Annotated in this window: 18 protein-coding genes and 2 pseudogenes; 4 read left to right on the plus strand and 16 right to left on the minus strand. The window is 67.0% G+C overall.

Annotation, left to right across the window (positions count from 1 at the left end; translation table 11 throughout):
* Window positions 1-52: 52 nt before the first annotated feature.
* The 12 genes from ACZ60J_RS10455 to ACZ60J_RS10510 all read right to left on the minus strand — a co-directional run bounded on the left by ACZ60J_RS10455 (window position 53) and on the right by ACZ60J_RS10510 (window position 10817).
* Window positions 53-1516, minus strand: coding sequence for a YfjI family protein (locus ACZ60J_RS10455; RefSeq protein WP_469680507.1), 1464 nt, complete (start codon window positions 1514-1516; stop codon window positions 53-55).
* A 275-nt stretch (window positions 1517-1791) separates the two neighbouring features.
* Window positions 1792-2553: a histone-like nucleoid-structuring protein Lsr2 gene (locus ACZ60J_RS10460; protein WP_469680509.1), complete on the minus strand. Its 762-nt coding sequence runs from the start codon at window positions 2551-2553 to the stop codon at window positions 1792-1794.
* A 91-nt stretch (window positions 2554-2644) separates the two neighbouring features.
* Entirely contained in the window at window positions 2645-2851 is a 207-nt protein-coding gene (locus ACZ60J_RS10465; protein ID WP_469680511.1) for a hypothetical protein, read from the minus strand.
* Window positions 2852-3247: 396 nt separating this feature from the next.
* Window positions 3248-3538, minus strand: a complete 291-nt coding sequence (locus ACZ60J_RS10470) for a hypothetical protein (RefSeq protein ID WP_469680513.1) — start codon at window positions 3536-3538, stop codon at window positions 3248-3250.
* Window positions 3539-3541: 3 nt separating this feature from the next.
* Window positions 3542-3997 (minus strand): hypothetical protein, encoded by a 456-nt coding sequence (locus ACZ60J_RS10475; protein ID WP_469680515.1) that lies wholly within the window; start codon window positions 3995-3997, stop codon window positions 3542-3544.
* Entirely contained in the window at window positions 3994-4146 is a 153-nt protein-coding gene (locus ACZ60J_RS10480; RefSeq protein ID WP_469680517.1) for a hypothetical protein, read from the minus strand. The genes ACZ60J_RS10475 and ACZ60J_RS10480 overlap by 4 nt, the downstream gene beginning before the upstream one ends.
* Window positions 4147-4331: 185 nt before the next feature.
* A complete protein-coding gene (locus ACZ60J_RS10485; protein ID WP_469680519.1) occupies window positions 4332-4865 on the minus strand; it encodes an antirestriction protein ArdA in 534 nt (177 codons plus the stop codon).
* Between the two features lie 220 nt (window positions 4866-5085).
* Window positions 5086-5433 (minus strand): hypothetical protein, encoded by a 348-nt coding sequence (locus tag ACZ60J_RS10490; RefSeq protein WP_469680521.1) that lies wholly within the window; start codon window positions 5431-5433, stop codon window positions 5086-5088.
* Window positions 5434-5437: 4 nt separating this feature from the next.
* Window positions 5438-5695: a hypothetical protein gene (locus tag ACZ60J_RS10495; RefSeq protein WP_469680522.1), complete on the minus strand. Its 258-nt coding sequence runs from the start codon at window positions 5693-5695 to the stop codon at window positions 5438-5440.
* Entirely contained in the window at window positions 5692-5886 is a 195-nt protein-coding gene (locus ACZ60J_RS10500; RefSeq protein WP_469680524.1) for a hypothetical protein, read from the minus strand. Before ACZ60J_RS10500 ends, ACZ60J_RS10495 begins: the two co-directional genes overlap by 4 nt.
* Before the next feature lie 340 nt (window positions 5887-6226).
* Window positions 6227-7045 carry a hypothetical protein gene (locus tag ACZ60J_RS10505; RefSeq protein WP_469680525.1) on the minus strand — a complete coding sequence of 273 codons (819 nt, stop codon included), beginning with the start codon at window positions 7043-7045 and terminating at the stop codon, window positions 6227-6229.
* Between the two features lie 2143 nt (window positions 7046-9188).
* A complete protein-coding gene (locus tag ACZ60J_RS10510; RefSeq protein ID WP_469680527.1) occupies window positions 9189-10817 on the minus strand; it encodes a recombinase family protein in 1629 nt (542 codons plus the stop codon).
* A 52-nt stretch (window positions 10818-10869) separates the two neighbouring features.
* Between ACZ60J_RS10510 and ACZ60J_RS10515 the strand changes: the two are divergent.
* Window positions 10870-11151 (plus strand): annotated as a pseudogene (locus ACZ60J_RS10515) (lipase maturation factor family protein); the annotation flags it as partial.
* Window positions 11152-11212: 61 nt separating this feature from the next.
* Here the strand turns inward: ACZ60J_RS10515 and ACZ60J_RS10520 are convergent.
* Together ACZ60J_RS10520 and ACZ60J_RS10525 are read right to left on the minus strand one after the other, a co-directional pair.
* Window positions 11213-12196, minus strand: a complete 984-nt coding sequence (locus ACZ60J_RS10520) for an NAD-dependent epimerase/dehydratase family protein (RefSeq protein ID WP_469680529.1) — start codon at window positions 12194-12196, stop codon at window positions 11213-11215.
* A 162-nt stretch (window positions 12197-12358) separates the two neighbouring features.
* Window positions 12359-12535, minus strand: a complete 177-nt coding sequence (locus ACZ60J_RS10525) for a hypothetical protein (protein ID WP_469680531.1) — start codon at window positions 12533-12535, stop codon at window positions 12359-12361.
* A gap of 312 nt (window positions 12536-12847) precedes the next feature.
* On the opposite strand from ACZ60J_RS10525, the gene ACZ60J_RS10530 reads away from it, so the two are divergent.
* Entirely contained in the window at window positions 12848-13210 is a 363-nt protein-coding gene (locus ACZ60J_RS10530; RefSeq protein ID WP_469681492.1) for a hypothetical protein, read from the plus strand.
* A gap of 117 nt (window positions 13211-13327) precedes the next feature.
* Here ACZ60J_RS10530 and ACZ60J_RS10535 read toward each other — a convergent pair whose 3' ends face one another.
* Entirely contained in the window at window positions 13328-14815 is a 1488-nt protein-coding gene (locus tag ACZ60J_RS10535; protein ID WP_469680532.1) for an SDR family NAD(P)-dependent oxidoreductase, read from the minus strand.
* 200 nt (window positions 14816-15015) lie between these two features.
* Here ACZ60J_RS10535 and ACZ60J_RS10540 point away from each other — a divergent pair.
* Window positions 15016-15792, plus strand: a pseudogene (locus ACZ60J_RS10540) (DMT family transporter); the annotation flags it as partial.
* 165 nt (window positions 15793-15957) lie between these two features.
* On the opposite strand, the gene ACZ60J_RS10545 reads toward ACZ60J_RS10540, so the two are convergent.
* Window positions 15958-17208, minus strand: coding sequence for a transglycosylase family protein (locus ACZ60J_RS10545; protein WP_469680534.1), 1251 nt, complete (start codon window positions 17206-17208; stop codon window positions 15958-15960).
* A gap of 207 nt (window positions 17209-17415) precedes the next feature.
* On the opposite strand from ACZ60J_RS10545, the gene gndA reads away from it, so the two are divergent.
* On the plus strand, window positions 17416-18861 hold the full coding sequence (gene gndA / locus ACZ60J_RS10550; RefSeq protein ID WP_469680535.1) for an NADP-dependent phosphogluconate dehydrogenase: 1446 nt from the start codon (window positions 17416-17418) through the stop codon (window positions 18859-18861).
* Window positions 18862-19084: the final 223 nt, after the last annotated feature.

Raw genomic sequence — 19084 nt, forward strand, 5'->3', positions numbered from 1 at the left:
TAGCGGCCCTGCACAATGCGCATAGGCCGCCTCTGTGGCATCTGGTCCGGGCTCACAGGAGTCCAGCCAGCGGGTTGGCACTCTCCTCCTGCGGAGGCTCGACCACCTTCTTCGCGACCGCCTTCCGCGGGGCTGCCTTCCGGGCCGGTTCGCTCGCCTTCTTGGCGGGCGGTCGGACAGGTGCCGCCTTGCGCTGGGCGGGTACCACGGTCAGCTTGGGCCGCTCAGCATCGTCGGACGCCTGGGGTCCGGCCTCCTCCTGGGCCTCCCGGACGGCCGGCCGGTCGTGCTCACGAGTCGCGTCCACAAACCGAACGACCACAGGCTTCGGCCCGCCCTTGGCGGAGCCCGGCCGCTTCTCCATCACCACGTCGGGCATCTTCTCGATGGCGGCCTCCATGGAGTCCGCGTTGCCCCGTGTGCCGAGGGATCGCAGGATCAGAGTTCGGGTGGCCTCGCCCCCGTACCGGGTCAGGGCCTCCCGGATGACCTGCTCGACCGTCTTCATCTGACGGCCCGTACCCTGCTGGGCTTCATTGATCAGCTTCTCCGTGCAGTTCATGGAGTACTCGATCATTGCGTGGGCCGCCTCCCACGCCTTGACCGAGATCACGGTCTTGCGTTCCGCGGCGACCAGGAGGCAGGCGATCCGGAGCAGGTTCTCGTCGCCGCGCTCAATGAAGCACGAGATCTCCTCGGGCAACGAGGCCATCCGGTCATCGAACTCCGCGCGATAGGCGTCGTGCTTCGCCGCCGCTTCGGGAGACAGCTCCATCTCACGGGCCTTCTCCCGCGCCCAGCGGTAGGCCCGGGTCAGGGCCGGCGTCTCCTTCACCGCGTCGAGCGGCTTCTTGATGCTCGACGGCAAGGACTTCGACTGGCTGACCAGGAAGTGAGGGATACGGTTGAAGGCGCCCCCGAGGGCAAACTCGGGCTTGACCAGGGGCGCCCACCTGCCCGGCTGGATGTGGACGTGGTAGCCGAGGAGGGGCACGTCGATCCGCTGCTCCTCCCTCTTGCCTCCCTTGCCCTTGGTCGTATTGACGACCGCTTCGCCGTCCCAGGCGTTGATGAGCTGGTCGTGGTAAGTCGCATCCCTGTTTGCCCGCTTGAGGACCGAAGCCCACTCGCCTTCCGCGATCATCACGCGGCCGTCCCGCCCGTCCTCCGAGGTAAGGGACTCCTGCTCGACCTCGAAGAGGGTCGTCACGAGCGACGGCCCACTGCTGATTCCCTTACGCATCCGCGTGTCGAGGAACGCGCCGATCGACGGGTCCAGGACCGCGCGGGCCGTCGCCAGGGCGAAGCCCTTGCGGCCGACCCTCGACCGCCCCACGAGCGCCGACCACAACACCGTCGGCCGGCCCGAGGGCTGGAACACCTTCCCCGCCACTGCCGCAGACCAGAGCGACAGGGTTGCCGCATAGACGCCGATCGGGTCCGCTTCGGTGTGCGGCATCGCCGCCGCGACCGCCTTCCCCAGGGGGCCGTACTGCATCGCCTTGAACGTGGTCACTTGTGCTTCTCTCCCCTTAAGCCGCGACGGTCGCGACGGAACCGAACAGGTCTGCGAAATAGGCCGCGAACTTATCGCCGTGCTCCTGGCACAGGTCGTAGCTTGCCGAGCCTATAGCAAGCTCGATAACGCCCGTCCGCTCTTTACCTTTTACCGAGCAGGCGTCACATACGACTGCTTCGACTACCTTCCTAGCCATCTGTCCTCCTATGACCGATAGACCATGGCCGGAAGGCCGTCCTTTCGGACGGCCTTGGCCAAAATCCATCGGTTGGTTATGCGGCTGCATTCAACGCACGCACGCGGTAGGCGTACCGGCCAAAGGGCGTGAGCTCGTACTCATCGTCGATGAACTCGAAGTTCAGGAGCCTTGCTGCCGAGGTACCAAGTCCCTTGATCTTTCCGTTCTTGACCGGGATGTCTCCGGTGAGCTGGCCGAGGACCCGGAGGTTGAAGTCCGTCAGGGCCTCGATGCGCTCCATCAGCGTCATGTCCGCGATCCTGATCGTCCGGTCGCATCCGGACCCCTCACGCTTCGCCCAGTTCTTCTCCCGCCCGGCCGGGACGGGCAGCGCCTCGTAGTGCCGGGCGGCCTCTGCCTCGCCCACGATCACCAGAGCGTTGTCGCTCACTCGCTTCGCCTCCTGGCGACGGGCGTCCTCGTGCTTTCGGGGACTTGCATCGCCCGCCTGGTCTGCGCGGTACGCCTGCTGCACGTCCAGAGGGATCCGCCCGCGAGGGGAAACGGTGTATCCGTGTTCCTGCGCCCAGGCCCTCACAGCCTTCGGGTCCAGTACGTCTCCGTCACGCACCGCAGGGCGGGCCGCGGGACGGCCGGCCTGGGCCTGCCCTATCGCTCGGGCGGCTACCCGGTAGGGGGCCAGGAGCTCGCGGAGCTGGTCTGCGTGTACGTCCGTAAGGTCGATCTCGTACGAGACTCCGTCGATCCCGAACTCGACGGTGCGGATCTCGTTCGGAACGGTGGACTCGGTACCGTCGAGGTCGTCGATGTAGATGGTGATCTGCTTGGTTGCCATGGAGTGTCCTTCTGTCGTCTGATCGCGTTTCGATCAGCCATGACGAAGGGCCCGGCCGAAGCCGGGCCCTTCATCAAGGCCACCGAACCGGTTAGCCGTAGTTCTCCTCGTACATCGCTGTCTCCGCCTCGCCCAGGCGGTCAGTCACCTGATGCACGAGGATCGCGGGGAAGTCCTCCACCCCGTGCGGCTCCTCGGCCCCGCAGTGGAAGCGGGTGGGAGCGTCGTTGCCTGCGGCCGTGAAGTGCGCGGCCCCTTCTTCGTCGGTCCAGACGTCGAGGTACAGCGGGACCGTCATGGACAGGAAGGAGTCGCAGTCCTCAACTGGGCAGGGATATCGCGATAGTTCGATCTCATTCATGCGTCATACCTCGGGTTGGTTGGGGGTGTTCAGCGTCAGGGCCAGCGCACCTTGGGGTCGTGCACCAGTGCAGGCCCGCGAAGGTGGCCCCGCCATGGGCGGCCAGAGCGCCAGCGGCGAGCCCTCGGGCGAGTGCGTTGAATGCCTTCGCCGTCTCACCTCGTTTCGGGGAACGGAACTGCAACACGTCACCCTGAGAACCGATGACCGTGGCGGACTCGACAGCGATCCGTTGGAGCTCCGCCGGTGAGCGTGAGGCGAGCTGCGTCATGTGCAGCGGGACCGCCACCCGCAGGGACTCGACCAGGACCACGTTTTCGGCTGCGGCCTCCTTCACTGCGACCGTCCTGCCTTTGTCCACTCGTAGTGCCAGTGCTCGGGGTCGAGGGACCGGCCGGCCGCGATGCTGGCCGCCTTCCAGGCCGCGTAGCTCTCGGGGTAGTACACCTTCCAGTCGTCCACGAACCGCCGTAGCCAGATCAGGGCGTCGAGGAGATCCACCAGGTCGGCTTCGACCAGCAGGGCCGTACCCTGGCGGTCGTAGACCCACTTCTTCGAGCCGGGCGCGGACGCCCGCCAACTGTCGGCGACGTTTCGGATCAGGGTCTGTTCTGTCGGGCGCATCCCTCAGCCCTCCAGCTCAACCGGATTCGCGGCGAAGAACTTGACGTACAGCGCCTTAAGCTCAGCCCTCCGCGCCCGCCGCTCGGGCCGGTTAAGGGTGCCTGGGAGGACCGCCACCACACGGTCGAGCAACAGGTGCAGCGTCCGCCTGCGGACGTGCACGGCGCATCGCTCGCACGCCACCCAAGGCTCGGAGAAGACGTGCGTGTTGTCGCCCTGCATCATCACGATTGCCTTGACTGTCTCGAACGCGGTCACCGTGCTGCCGGACGAGCAGAAGTCGCAGATCACGGCCAGCCGTTCGGGGTCCACGGCAACAGGCGCCGGGTCGTGATCCCAGGTAACTCCCTGCCAATCCGGATGGCGGTAGGTGACATCTCGGAAGATCGCACCGACGTGCTGATTCAGGGCGACGCAGCAGACGTCACACATTCGCGGTTCCGGGGCGAATACGCTCATGCGGCCACCCCGTCCAGGACGAGTTCGGTTCGGGAGTCCAGGAAGGCCGAGACCGCTTCCTTCACCAGCATTTCCGCTACGGCGTGGGGGCAGTGGTAGCCGTTCGCGGCCGTCCCACACATCTCCCAGACGCGTTCCATGCGGCTCATGCGCCCTTCATGGGTCGGCTCGTGAGCCGCCTCTATCGCCTCCTCGCGCACCGCTGCACGATCCTGTTCGTACGCCTTCATGCGTCCCACTTCCGTCTTCCTTTCCGGTTTGAAGCGAGTCCTTAGAGACTCAAAGCCAGAGGCTCACATTCCAACTTGAGCCCCTGACGTTCAGCCGCTAAGCGTCAGTTATCGCGGACGAAGTGCCAGGTACCACGCCCCTCATAGAGGGCGGACTCTCCACAGATCAGGCGGTCATGCGCTTCACTCACAGCGATTGCCTGCATATGACCGTGGAACTGCTTGGGAAGTTCGTCCCAGTAGTGGTCCTCCTCTTGGAGGATGTAGGCGGCGTAGGCGTTCGCCTCCGGACCCAACTCCTCTTCAACCGCGCCGATGTAGCGTTCCTGGCAGGTCTCCAACAGATCTTCTGCGTCCACGTCGCCATAGAAGTGGGCGACAACCACGGCCGGGTATTCGTCCAAAGCCAGCGCTATGGCATGGAGGTCATCAAGCGACTCATACTCCCCGAGCGGGAGCCCCCCAAATCCGTCGTAGTCGTGAATCGCATACTCCTCCGCACCCTGTATCGGCGAAGACTCCAGCATCATCTGGATTGCGTGATCGATGGACTCGGGGTCCTGCGTGGCATCAATCCATTCACCGTGAAGGATGCCGTTGTTGTAGGAGGCGAGGCAGGCGGCATAAATCTGATGCATGACTAGCGGGCCTTTCGAACGTCGGCGAGGGGGATTACGTGGATGTCGTGGGAGCGCTCGATCGGACGCGTGTCGTACGAGCCCTGTATGACAACGTGGGTGATGTTGGCCCGCTTCATTTTGGGTGCGCCGTAGATAACACCTCGGATCGTTCCGTTGAGCTTGTGTCCAAACATCGAGCGGTACTGCACACGCATTCCGATTTGAACGGCTGCGAGGCTTACCATCCCGACCACCAGGAGCGAACCTCTTCCGGCTCCTCCTCGTAGTTCTCACGGATGACGTCATCAAGCGAAGCGTTCGGGTTTTCGAGGATGTGCATTACCGCGTTCACGACCATGTTCATGAGGTCCTGATCCCGTTCCGAACCGGTCAGCTCATCCGCTACGAGGTCCACGCCAGCGTTAACCGCCGAGGAAATGTCTTCACGCGTCCAGACGTAAACCGTCTCGTGCACGCCACGGCTGATAGATCCGGCGTACTCGCCCATCTTCACGACCGCCGAGGGCGTGAGAACTTCGAGGGCTGTCCCCCGGCCGGCCTGGGTCTCCTGGTGCGTCGTTGTCATTCTTCTACTCTCCGTCGTTCACGAGCGGCGCATGGCCGTGCAGGATTGCGATGTGCTTCAGATAGAAGGCAACCTCTCCCCCGAGAAGTACCTGCGCCTGTTCGTCTGCGAAGTCGCTCGCATCGCAGGCATTTTCCGCCCAGACGTGGAAGACCACTGGTTCGTCACCGCCCCCGGTGGCCCGGATTTCATCCGCACCGGATTCCCACCAGTCCGATTCCCAGTCGAGTACCACCGTGTAGGGCCGCTGCGAGTGCATCACCCCGCATCACCCTTAAGAGTCACGGCGTGCACGTACCGCTCTTCGGCGTCGTGGTAGTAGAGATGCTCCTCAGAAACTGGAAGCGTCTCCCAGAAATCCCATGCCGCATCGGTTGCCGCGTCCTCACTTTCCGCTTCCACTTCAAACCGGTACGTAACATGCTGGACGTACTCCACCTCATAGGTCTTCACGGTTAGCGACCCTCGATCCAGACGCCATGGGAGTCCATTCGCGCGGATCCACTAAGGAAGCCGTTACCCTCCGCGTATCCCTTCCACGGCACCCATATGCCGATGTGGTCGCCCTTCACGTACTCAATTTCACCTCGATAGGTACCGGCACTCCGCCCGCTGTACGCGTCGTAGGAGAGCCTGATCTGAACACGCTTGCCCACGGTGAGCTCGCCCCGATCCATCTGGTCAAGGTGGATAGTCGCCACAACATTTCCTTTCGTTTGCACTCTCGCCTGTCTGAGAGTCCATAGCCGAGACCACATGTCACATTCCAACCTGTGGGCCCGACTAAAGAGCATCAGATTCCGAGCATGGCCCTACCGTTCGGCCAGCGGACCGGATAGCACGTTTCACATCCTCGCTGAATCTCCCGCAGGTCTGCGGAAGTGGGGTACAGCGACATATGCCGGAGCGTCGCTACGTAAGACGGGATACATTCACAGTCGCCCTCCTTTTCACGCTCCGCACAGTCGTAACAGACGCGTTCGCCCGGATATTCGCCAGTCCTAATCCACTCGGTACAGTCCATGCATTGGGCATACCCGAGTGACGCCAACGCATCTTCCACATCACAGCTTGAGCAGTTGGAGCAGTGCGGGACTTCCGACATTTCCCGGATCACGTCATCGCCCGTCACTCCCTCGGGGAGCGTGTAGCATTCCTCGATCATCTTGACTGCGTTTTCCCACTCCAGTTCAGACAGCCGGTCGTCATCCAGGATGGGATACCCGGCCAACTTGTCAGATATCTGGCGAGCGATCCTGAGTCCACGGATGTCGCAAGCATCGAATGCCACGAGGCCGCGCCATTCCCAGTGCTCTACTCCGGCCGCCTCAAATGCTGCGTGAGCAGTTTCAGCATTGACTCGAATGGTGTTCTCGCTGCAATCGCAGTTGTAATACCCCCGCGAATCCCAGTCGGAAAGGGGTTGTCCGTCCGAATCTTCAATGAGGCCGAACCCCTTGGCGTCGGTCAGCCTCTCCGTCTGTTCCCGCATGTCCCGCATGCCGTAGGTACCACACTCCCCACCTCCATAACCATGCTGCTCCGCGTACTCACGGGCAAACCGAGTGAAGCGAAACCCCTTGCGAGGAGAATCGCTGGCAATCTTTCCCATATTGCTAACCCCAGCTCTCAATTGTTGTCACATTCCAACTTGCGGACGTTTCCAATCGGGTGCGCCAGAGATGAGACGGAACCCGTCTCGCTTCAACCTGATGCCAAACATGCAGGAACCACAGCGACCATGCTCGACTCTCGTGTCCGACCACGGGCCGACGAATCGCGCTTCACGGTAGATGCCCCACATTTCACAGACCGCACAGCACACTTGCGCGCCCCTCTCCCTCGTTACGAGTGCCCTACTGTCACTCACCCCCACACATCCACTCTCAGACGCTTAGAGACGCACTGTGGGCCGTCACTCATGGCGTTGGCCCTATGCGCTGGATGCGTCATGTTGCTTGGGTGTGTGAGAGTCAATCTCAGTAGTGCATTGATCTATCCATGCCGGGGCGATCACATCCCGCTATCCGCTCACTCTCCTATGGCGTACTCCGGACCACGCTGCAACACATGCAGATATAGGTTCGGGCGCTCTAGGTTCAACCCGGCTATTCGCTTCGCCAGGTGTGGCCTATGTGATGTTCCTAGTCGGTTTCCCTGCAAGCCGCTGTGCGGCTCTTACGCAGGGACCTAGTCCTAGTACCTGTCTTGCGGGTCCATCTTCCTTTGGGGGCCATTCTGAGCGCCCCTGTCGCGGCCCTGACGCCCGGATTCAGATTCAGGCCCCGTATCCACATCCCCGCTTAGCGGGTGGGTCTCGGTTGGCCTTTCCGGTCGGTGTCTCGCTGACAGGAAGAACACTGTCACACTCCAACTTGACTGTCCACCTCATGCACATGCCAATGCCGACGCCACCGACCCGAACACATCAAGCGGCGCCCTTGGATATCAAAGGAGACGTACGCGAAACCACACTTGCGGGGCGAATGTCAATAGGCATCAAGGTGATTATGGGCACACATATAGAGGGATGTATGCACATTCCTGGCGGAGTGTATATGTGCGGTTCCCACAACCTATAGGCATGATCCTTGTCGCCTTTCTCCTGAGAGGCACAATCCCGCCCACGCTTACTAATGTGGCGCACCTCACACATCTCCCGTACGCAAGGCTGTTCGGCACGGAGCGCATAACGCTAGGTTATCGGCTGAATACCCCTCGATTACGGTTAGTTCATGCATTCCGGGGCACAGAATGGCGCTAGCCGCAATAGCCCAGAAGATATTCCGCACCTGAATGCAGGCAGGTGAATGAACTAACCCGCGCACATACACACACATACACACACGGGGGTAATACCTGTGCATTCATTCAAAGGACCCACCAGGGGTGCCTTCCTTCGACCGTGTACGGGTATGAACTAACTGACGGCCTCCTAAGAGCCTGCCGGCCCGTCGCCCTCAAATCCCTCCCGTGACCTCTTTTGCCGCCCTTGAGTGGCCATTCAGGGTGTTTCGGGAGCAATTTTGGCCCTCAAATCTCCCCGCGGCCCCGAATGGACCTTCGAATCATGTGATCCGGATCTCATTCGACGGGTTTGGCGTCCTGCCGGCTACCCAAAGACGCCGACATTTCTTTTGAGGGGGGTTATATGCTCCTCGGGAGGGGTCCGGGCAACGCAGAGACCCCCTCCCGACAGATGCCGGAGAGGGGGTCTACGTCCTAGCCGTGTACTGCGGGCCGTCTAGGACAAGCCGACCCTACCTCACTCACGAGAGCACCATCCGACTGCTTCCGAGTGCCGGCCCACCCCCTCTGAGGGGTGGAGGATGAAGCAACAGCCGTGAATGAATGAACTAACCGCAGTACAATGACTGACACAAAGGCCCCCGGGTGCACCCGGGGCCCCACCGGCAGGAGCTACGGTCGCCAGCCCTCTCGCCACTCAGGGTCGCCCAGGTCCCCTAGCGGGCGGGCGATGGCCAGCATCAGCCTGCCGAGGACCAAGCGGGCCGGCTCGTCCCCTGCGTCCTTCGCACCCCGGTACTCACGGAGCACAGTTTCGACTACCGGTCGCCCTGCCATCACTGGCGCCTTGGCCTCAAGGAACTCTTCCACCGTATCCATAGCTGTCATCCTTCCCCATGCCTCTGACATCGGCCGCGGCCTCGTCGCCGTCCCTGGCTCTAGGCGTTCGCCGACTGCACCGAGGCCCCCGAACCGGGCGGGGGCCCCTCTTTCAGCTCATGTGTGAACTAACTGTCCTTGTTTGACTCTGTGAACCTTCGGAGCCTGTAGAGCAGGTCATCCGGAAGTTCGAGAACCAGTCGAACCGGTGCGTCCTTGGCCTTGGTCGGCCAGCAGCGGGCTATAACGTCGCACTGACGAAGGAGCTCGCCGCGTGCGGGCCATGTCAGGGATTCCCAGGTCTTGCTGTAAGTCTCGCCAGTCGGTACCCACTCGTAGTGAGGGGTTACGACCTCCTGAGCCTCCAGGCTCTTCCTGCGGCCGGCAAGGTTCCTCATCCGCTCCAGGTACTCCTCCTGGCCACCCGGGTAGTCGTAGAGGTTGGCGTCCTTCTCACCGCGCACGTCGGAGATCAGCTTCTTGACGTTCTCCAACTCCTTGCCGACGTCGTTGCCCGCGATGTAGACCTTCTTCATCGCCGGTTCTTCGCCGACACGTTCCAGGAAGCTCTTCTCTATGAGCCTCTTGACCTCGTCCATGGGCACCGTGCTCACGTCAGGGTGGCACTTCTGAGTCGTGTTGGCCGAGGCGCACCGCAGGTACTTGTACTCGGTCCCGTTCTCGGTCCGCACCCCAACGACCCCATACATGGCGCGACCACAGTTCAGGCACACGCCCACCTTCTTGAGGAACATGGACGCCTTCGTGGCCCCGCCCTCGCTCAGCCCGCGCGAGGCAAGTTTGTCCTGTAGCTCTTCGAACTTCTCGGGGCTGATGAGCGCGTCTGCCCTCAGTACGACGGCCCCGTGTTCGTCACGTACTGGCTTGCCCTCGTGCCAGGACTCGCCGGTGATCACGCGGTTGGTCAGCAGGGAGTAGACCGCTCCCGCGAACCACTGGCCAGGAGGCCGGCCAGCCGCCTCTTCCGGGGTGAGTTCTCCCTTCTTGATCAGAATCCGGCGCTCTGTTCGCTCAGCCGGTGAGATCGCCTCCAGCTCTTCGAGCTTCCTGGCAATGGCGCCGGTCGAGTAGCCGTCGCCTTCCATGGCCATGGCGACCATCATGGAGACCCATCGGATGCTGCCCTCCTCGAAGCGCAGGAAGTACTTGCCTCCGCGCTCGGGGTCGCGGATGGGGGTCCATCCGTAGGGGATTGGGCCGCCCTTCCAGTAGCCGTTGGACCTGTGCTTCCGTGTGGCGTCGAGGTTGCGCTGTTGGATCGCTGTCCACTCCCAGGAAGCGACCATGGCCATCATCTCCGCCATGATCTGACCCGTCTTGGTGGTGGTGTCGATCCCGTCGTCGGTGATGATCGCCTTGCCGTACGTCCGCATCCAGTCCATGAGGATGTGGAAGTGGATCGCGCGGCGAGTGATGCGGTCCATCTTCCAGGCGGTGAGCGCGTCCCACTGGCCCATGCATGGGTCCTTGGGCGTGTGTCCGCAGTCGTTCGTCAGGCAGGTGGGTTCCAGGTCCCGGAACCACGGCCCCAGACCGCTCCGTGACATGGGGTTCGTGGTGCCGGAGACACTGAGGTCGTCCGCGGTGTAGATCAGGGTGCGGTCGTCTCGGCTCGTGACGCGGTTGATGGCGTCGCGCTGCCGTTCAGGGCTGGTGGTGAAGTCGACTTCGAGGGACAGGCGGACGGTGCCGAGGCAACGTAGTACCTGGTCAGGCGGGGTGGGGTCGTGGTGCATGCAGCCATCCTAAGTTGGAATGTGACATTTTTGTCAATCCAACCGGTGGTTCGACTGGCTCATGTGGTTCGCGGCGCTCTCCCCCGGCTACGCCCGCGACTGGTTCGGGCCCTTCGTGGAACGCCTGCTGTCGGGCGACCGGGACACCCTGAAGCTGCTCCGCCACAACCCCTTCCCGGACGCACCGCCGCGCTACGTCCGGGCGCGGCTGTACCGCTACCGGTTCACCACGTGGCGGGAGCTGCGCGAGACGGGTGCCTGGTGGCACCGCACCTTCGTACGGGAGTACCTGCCGCCGACCCGGCTCGCGGAAGCCGCCCGCGACAGGCTCTAGGGGGGCCTGTCGCGGGACCTGTCGATCGGGCCGGCCGATCCGGGTGCGGGATGCGGGGCGGTCAGTGCCCCAGGAGCAGGGCCTCCTGTTCCGCGTTCATGCCCGGGGCGGGCCGGTCGGGGCGCTGCGGGGCGACGCGGTCGAGCTCCTGGAGCCAGGCCCAGGTGTCTGCGACGGTCTCCTCGACGGGGCGGCACTTCAGGCCCGCCGCGAGCGCCTTCGAGACGTCCGCGCCGTACATGTAGTCGTGCGGTTCGCCCTCGAGCATCCAGCACGGCAGGTCGGTCCAGGCCTGCACGCCCGCTTCCTCGATCCGGGCCGGATCGGTCCAGCGGAGCTCGGCGCCGCCGCCGGTCACCTTCGCGCAGGCTTCCAGGAGGCTGCCCATCGTGGCGTGGCCGGTCGGCGAGACCACGTTGTAGGGGCCGCCGTGGCCGGCCTCGGCGGCATCCAGGGTCCAGTGCGCGAGATCGCGCACGTCCACGTACTGGAGCCGAAGCTCACGCGGCCCGGGGGCGGGCAGCGGGCCGCCGCGCGCCGTGCGGTTCAGCCACCAGGGCAGCCGGCCCACGTTCTCGTACGGGCCGAGGATGAGCCCGGCGCGCACCAGCAGGGCACGGTCGCCGAAGGCGTCCACGGCGGCGATCTCGGCGCCGCGCTTGTCCTCGGCGTAGGCGACGGAGTCCGCGTCGGGCGAGCCGTCGACGAGCGGGCCGTCCTCGCCCATGCCCGCCGGGGCGGGGTAGGTGTGCACCGAGCGGCTGGATATGTACGCGTACCGTCCGACCCGGCCGGCGAGCAGCCGGGCGCTGTCGCGCACGGCGGTGGGGGCGCCGCCCCAGGTGTCGACGACGAGGTCCCACTCCCCCTCGGCGAGGGCGTCCAGGCCGCCGGGAGCGGTGCGGTCCCCGTGCAGGGCCGTGGTCCCCGGCGGGGGTGCGTGGTGGCCGCGGTGGAAGACGGTGACGTCCCACCCGCGGCTCAGGGCGTCTTCGGTGATCGCGCGCCCGACGAATTCGGTCCCACCCAGCATCAGCAGCTTCATGCAGGTCAGCCTGCCCGCGACCGGCGGTGCGCGGAACCCTTGATCGCCCACAGCGATGACGCCCACGGCGTACCGGTCCCGGGAACTCCGGGGCCCGCGCGCCGCCGCCCGCCGTCCCGGTTCGTCACCGGGGCGGCGGGCGGCGGACCGCACCGTACGGGTCTAGTCGATGCCGGGAAGGATGTGCGGCTCGGCGAGGTCGTCCTCGTAGCCGGCGAGGCGGATGGGAGCGGACCGGGCCCAGACCTCCAGGTTGCCGAGCGTCTCGGGGCGCTTGCTGCTGCGCGACCCCGTTCGTTCCCTCGGTGCCTGCTCCGTCGTCGTCAGTTCTGGTGTCACCGCGCACTCCTTTGTGTCGCGTAACCCGGCGGGCGAACCGCGCGCCGGTGCGGGAAGGGAAGGTTTCCGGACGCGGTGGCGCCTTGGTGGAGCGAGGGCCCGTGTGGGGCTCTCATGGCGATCAGAGTACACATATGAGCGCACCCCCGCTCGATGGAATAGTAAAATCCACTCCGGACAGCTTGTTTTCGCCACGAGTTCATCACCTCGCACGTCGGCGCGTCGCGTACGACTGATCTGCTCGACGGCGCCATACGGGTGATACGCGGTCGGGCGACGGAAGGAACGACAGTGGCGGAGTCCGAGGTGCCGGTGGTCGTCGGAAGCGTCGGCGAACTGATGGACCTGCTGCGGGTCGGGCACGGCGACGGCCACGGCCTGCGGGTCGCCGCGCTGCTGCGCCGCTCGCACCCCTTCGACAAGGAACTGCAGGTCGCGGGGCTGCTGATCGACCACCCCGCGGAGACGATCCGCCCCCTGCTCGGCGAGCGGGTGGCCCGGCTCCTACGGCTCCACAGGCCCGGCGCCCCGGCCCCCGGGCCGGACCCCGACGCGGAGTCCCTGGGCCACGCGGCCGAAGCGGGCCGGTCCCCGGGCCTGGACGCGGGCGTGCTGGAGGACTGGCGCCCGGTGCTGGAACTGGTGGCGGCGGGGGCCTACGGCCGCACCGCGTGAACCACCCGAACCGCCTGAACCGCGCGAACCGTCCGAAAACACGACAGCGCCCCCGGTCCCTCCTGAGTGAGGGACCGGGGGCGCTCCGTTGACGCGGGCGACCCGACGCCGTGCGGCCTACCAGTTGGCGGGTGCGTAGTCCTTGAGGAAGACCCCGTACAGGTCCTCGCCGAGCTCGCCGCGGACGATCGGGTCGTAGACCCGGGCCGCGCCGTCGACCAGGTCGAGGGGGGCGTGGAAGCCCTCCTCGGCGAGGCGCAGCTTGTCGAAGTGCGGGCGCTCGTCCGTGATCCAGCCGGTGTCGACCGAGGTCATCAGGATCCGGTCGGACTGGAACATCTCCTGGCCGCTGGTCCGGGTCACCATGTTCATCGCAGCCTTGGCGGCATTGGTGTTCGGGTGCCCCGCACCCTTGTAGCCGCGGCTGAAGACGCCCTCCATCGCCGAGACGTTCACGACGTACGCCCGTCCGCCCGACGCCTTGCGGGCGGCCTCGGCCATGGCCGGCCGGAGCGCGCTGATCAGGATGAACGGCGACGTGTAGTTGCACAGCTGGGTTTCGAGCAGCTCCACCGGGGAGATCTGGTCGATGGTCTGCACCCACGTGTTGCTCTCGACGACGTCGGGCAGCAGGCCGCCCGCGTCGATGGCGGTGCCGGCGAGGTGCCGCTCCAGGCTGGCGTTGCCCGCGACCAGTGCGAGGTCGGCGACCTTCTGCGCCTCGAGCCCGCTCACGCCGATGGGCAGCGCCGCCAGACCGTCGACCGCGCCGGAGTTGAAGGCTCCGATGACGTGGTGGGCCGGGAGCTCGCCCGCCGGCAGCGGGGCGCTCTCCCCCTCGACCAGCGCCGCGTAGGCACTGGGCAGGCGGCGCACGGTCTGCGTCGCGTTGTTGATCAGGATGTCGAGCGGGCCGGCCGCGGCCACCTGCTCGGCGAGGGCCACGGACTGGGCCGGGTCGCGCAGGTCGATGCCGACGACCTCCAGGCGGTGCATCCACTCCGCCGAGTCCTCCATCGCCTTGAAGCGGCGGATGGCGTCCTTGGGGAAGCGGGTGGTGATCGTGGTGTGCGCGCCGTCGCGCAGCAGCCGCAGCGCGATGTACATGCCGATCTTGGCCCGGCCGCCGGTGAGCAGCGCGCGCTTGCCGGTGAGGTCGGCGCGGGCCTCCCGCTTGGCCCGGTTCACGGTGGCGCAGGCCTGGCAGAGCTGGTGGTAGAAGTAGTCGACCTCGACGTAGCGCGTCTTGCAGACGTAGCAGGAGCGCGGGCGCTGGAGTATTCCGGCGATCCGGCCGGCCTCCGTGACCGAGGAGGGCAGCAGGCCCTCGGTCTCGTCGTCGATGCGCTCGGCGGAGCCCGTCGCGGTCGCCTCGGTGACGGCCTTGTCGTTGGCGGTCTTGGCGGCGCGGCGGTCCTGGCGGCGGCGCTGCTTGACCGTGCGGTACAGACCGGCGGTGGCTCGGCGCACGGTGATCGCGTCGGGGTGGTCGACGTCGAGCTTGTCGAGCTCGTCGAGCACGCTGAGGCAGAGGGCCAGGCGGTCGGGGTCGATGCCGGGCCCGAAGGCGTGGCCCTGCTCCTGGCTGTCTTCGGTCACCGTCATACCGCTGTCGTTCCTTGATCAGTCGTCCGCGTCCGCCGGCTGCGGAAGTCCCCAAAAGGGCTAGTGTACGGATCCCCGGGGCGGGAAGACAAACGCGCTGCCGCGCTCACGGCTACTGCGTTGGGAGTACGCCCCAGGACGTACACGTCCCCGTCTTCAGGGGGAGGAATAGCTCTCGGGACTCGGGCATTGTGACTTTTATGAGTGCCCTAGCGTTTTCGGTCCTGCTGTGCCTGGTGTCCGCCGTGGCGTATGCGGCCGGTGCGATCGTCCAGGAACGGGTCGCGGCCGGCGCGACGGGCACGTCCTACGCCCCGGTGCGCCGGCCCGCGTGGTACGCCGCGATCGCGCTGAACGGCCTCGGAGCCCTGCTGCACGTGGTGGCGCTCGCGTACGGGCCGCTGAGCCTGGTGCAGCCGCTCGGGGCACTCACCATCGTCTTCGCGCTCCCGATGGCGGCCGTGTTCGTACGGCGGCGGGCGGGGGCCGCGGCTTGGCGCGGGGCCGTCCTGGCCACGGCCGGGCTGGCCGGGCTGCTGGCCCTGACGGGCGGGGGCGGGCGGGCCGAGCAGTCCCTCTCGGGCGGGGAGCAGAGCCTGCTCCTGGCGGCGACCGGGGCCCTGGTGTCCGTGCTGTTCCTGGCCGCGCGCCGGGTGCGCCGGGTCACCCTGCACAGCGTGCTGCTGGCCACGGCGGCCGGGGCCGCCTTCGGGATGGGCTCGGTGTTCACGAAGTCGGTGGCGGAGAGCTTCGCCCCGGACGCGCTGGTCGGCCTGTGGCCGGAGCTGACCGCGATCGCCGGGCTGGCCGCCGCGGGACTCCTGCTGTCGCAGGCGGCCTACCGCGGTGCCGGGCTGACCGCCCCGCTGGCCACCGTGACGGTGGCCAACCCGGTGGTCGCGGCGGCGGTCGGCATCGCGCTGTTCGACGAGGGCTTCCGCTACGGGGCGGCCGGTGTCGCCGCGGCGCTGGTGAGCGCGGCGGCGGCAGCGACCGGGCTCGTCCTGCTCACCCTCGCGCCCCGGGACCGGGACGGGCGCGCGCCCGTCCCGTCGGTACCGGCGCCGGCTGTCGCGCCCACCGCGGCGCCGGCTGCGGCTCCGGCCGTGGCCGGGACCCCGGTTTCCGCCGCGGCCCCGGCGTCAGATGGCGACTCCGTGGGCCCGCAGGTATTTGAGCGGGTCGATGTCGGAGCCGTAGCCGGGTCCCGTACGCATCTCGAAGTGAAGGTGCGGCCCGGTCACGTTGCCCGTCGAGCCGGAACGGCCGATCCGCTGTCCGCCGGTGACCGCCGCGCCGGCTTTGACCGAGAGCGCCGAGAGGTGCGCGTACTGGGAGTACCGGCCGTCGGTGTGACGGATGACGACCTGGTACCCGTACGCACCGGCCCAGCCCGCTGAGACGACCTGCCCGTTGCTGACGGCCTTGACGGTGGTCCCGGTGGCCACCGGGAAGTCGATGCCCGTGTGGTAGCCGCTCGACCAGGACGAGCCCGCCACGTGGTAGGCGGTGCCCAGGCGCGCGTCGACCGGGGCGCTGAAGGCTCCGGAGGGGGCCTGCGGCTTTTCCGCGGGCTTCTCGGCCGGCTTTTCGGCCGGTTTCGCACCGGCCTGCTCGGCGGGCTTCGCCGGCGCCACGGGCTTCACGGGTTCGGCCGTGCGCGGCGGCTTCTCCGGATTCGGCGCGGGCGGCGCGGCAGGGGCGGCGGTGACGCGCAGGGTGAGCCGCTGTCCGGGGAAGATCAGGTCCGGATCGCCGCCGACGACGGCCCGGTTGGTCTCGTACAGGGACTGCCAGCCGCCCTCGACGTGCTGCTCGGTGGCGATCGCCGACAGCGAGTCCCCGGGGGCGACGACGTAGGGGTTGGGCAGGACGGACGTCCCGGTCGGGCGCGGCGCCGTGCTCTGGGCGGCGGCTTTCGGAGCCGCCTGGGGAGCGGCCGGCGCCACGGCCTTCGGAGCCGCCTTCGCGGGGACCGTCGCCTTGCCCTGGGCCCCGAGGGCGGGCGCGGGGCCGCTGCGGCTGAGTCCGGCCTGCTTCCCGCACACCGGCCAGGCCTGCGGTCCCTGCCCCTTCAGCACCTTCTCGGCGACGGCGATCTGCTGTTCCTTGGTGGCCAGGTCGGCGCGGGCGGCGTACGCGGTTCCGCCGAAGGCGCGCCAGGTGCTCTGGCTGAACTGGAGTCCGCCGTAGTAGCCGTTGCCGGTGTTGATGTGCCAGTTGCTCGTGGATTCGCAGGCGGCGACCTTGTTCCAGGTGTCCACGGAGGCGGCGTGTGCCGCTCCTGCCCCGATCAGCGGCAGCGCGATCCCGGCTCCGCCCGCGGTGACGACGAGCGAGGCGCGGTTGATGCTGCTCGGCTGATACCGGCGGTGCCGGCCCCGTACACCCATGGGAGCCCCCATCGAAGACATCAGGAACCCCGCAACGTAGCGCCACGACCGGGGCATGACAAGGCGCACAACACAACGCATCCGAGCGGAAGTTGATTTCCCGCCGAATGTAGGACACCGGTAAGGATCTCCGTCGGGGTAGCGTCGGTGTTCCTGCATTCCTCCGCACATCGAATGCATTGCCGACGCACTCAGGAGCGCACGCACATGACCAGCAGCACGGCCCAGATCGGAGTCACCGGACTCGCGGTGATGGGCAGCAACCTCGCCCGCAACTTCGCCCGCAACGGGTTCACCGTCGCCGTCCACAACCGCACCACCGCCAAGACCACGGCGCTCGTGGAGGAGTTCGGACACGAGGGCTCCTTCGTGGCCGCCGGGAGCGCGAAGGAGTTCGTGGACGCGCTGGAGCGCCCGCGCCGTCTGATCATCATGGTGAAGGCCGGCGAGCCGACCGACGCGGTGATCCGCGAGTTCGCTCCGCTGCTGGAGCCGGGCGACGTGATCATCGACGGCGGGAACGCCCACTTCGAGGACACCCGCCGCCGCGAGAAGGAGCTGCGCGAGCAGGGCCTGCACTTCGTGGGCGTCGGCATCTCGGGCGGCGAGGAGGGCGCGCTGCTCGGCCCCAGCATCATGCCCGGCGGATCCGAGGAGTCGTACGCCTCGCTCGGCCCGCTGCTGGAGAAGATCTCCGCCAAGGCCGCCGACGGCACCCCCTGCACCTCGCACGTGGGCCCCGACGGCGCCGGCCACTTCGTGAAGATGGTGCACAACGGCATCGAGTACGCCGACATGCAGCTGATCGCGGAGGCCTACCACCTGCTGCGCGAGGTGGCCGGCTACTCCCCCGCGAAGATCGCCGAGACCTTCCGCGCCTGGAACAAGGGCCGGCTGGACTCGTACCTGATCGAGATCACCGCCGAGGTGCTCGCGCACACGGACGCCGCCACCGGCCTGCCGTTCGTGGACGTGGTCACCGACGCCGCCGAGCAGAAGGGCACCGGCCGCTGGACCGTGCAGATCGCCCTCGACCTGGGCGTGCCGGTCTCCGGGATCGCCGAGGCGGTCTTCGCCCGCGCGGTATCGGGCCACGGCGAACTGCGCACGGCCGCGCGGGGTCTTGCGGGGCCGCAGGCCGCCCCGCTGTCCGGCGCGGCGGCGGACGCCTTCGCGGCCCGGGTGGAGCAGGCCCTGTACGCCTCGAAGATCGTCTCCTACACGCAGGGCTTCCACCAGATCCAGGCCGGCAGCGAGGAGTACGGCTGGGGCGTGGACCCGGGCGCCGTGGCCTCGCTGTGGCGCGGCGGCTGCATCATCCGCGCCGCGTTCCTGGACCGGATCCGGGCCGCGTACGACGCCCGGCCGGAGCTGCCGAGCCTGCTGGCGGACGCCGGCTTCGCCGACGAGATCGGCGCCGCTCAGGAGGACTGGCGCGAGGTGCTGGTGGCGGCGGTCCGCCAGGGCATCCCCGTACCGGCCTTCGCGGCCTCGCTGGCGTACTACGACGCCCTGCGCTCGGAGCGGCTCCCGGCCGCCCTGACCCAGGGCCAGCGCGACTTCTTCGGAGCGCACACCTACCGGCGCACCGACCGGGAGGGCTCGTACCACACGCTGTGGAGCGGAGACCGCTCCGAAGTCCGTACGGCCTGAGGCGCACGGCCCGGCGGCCCCGCCTCAGCTCAGCGGCTCCGGCGGGGGCTGGGGCGCGGGGCCGGGCGGCGGCGGTACGGGGTCGGGTTCGGGCACCGGAGCGGGTGTGGGCGGCTCGGGCCGGGGCAGCGGCCCCGGATCCGGGAACGGATTCGGCACCGGGACCGGGTCGGGCACGGGAGGCTGTGTCATACCTCCAGCCTCCCCCGATCCCGGCCGCCGC

The organism is Streptomyces sp. NPDC104226 (genome assembly GCF_055584085.1).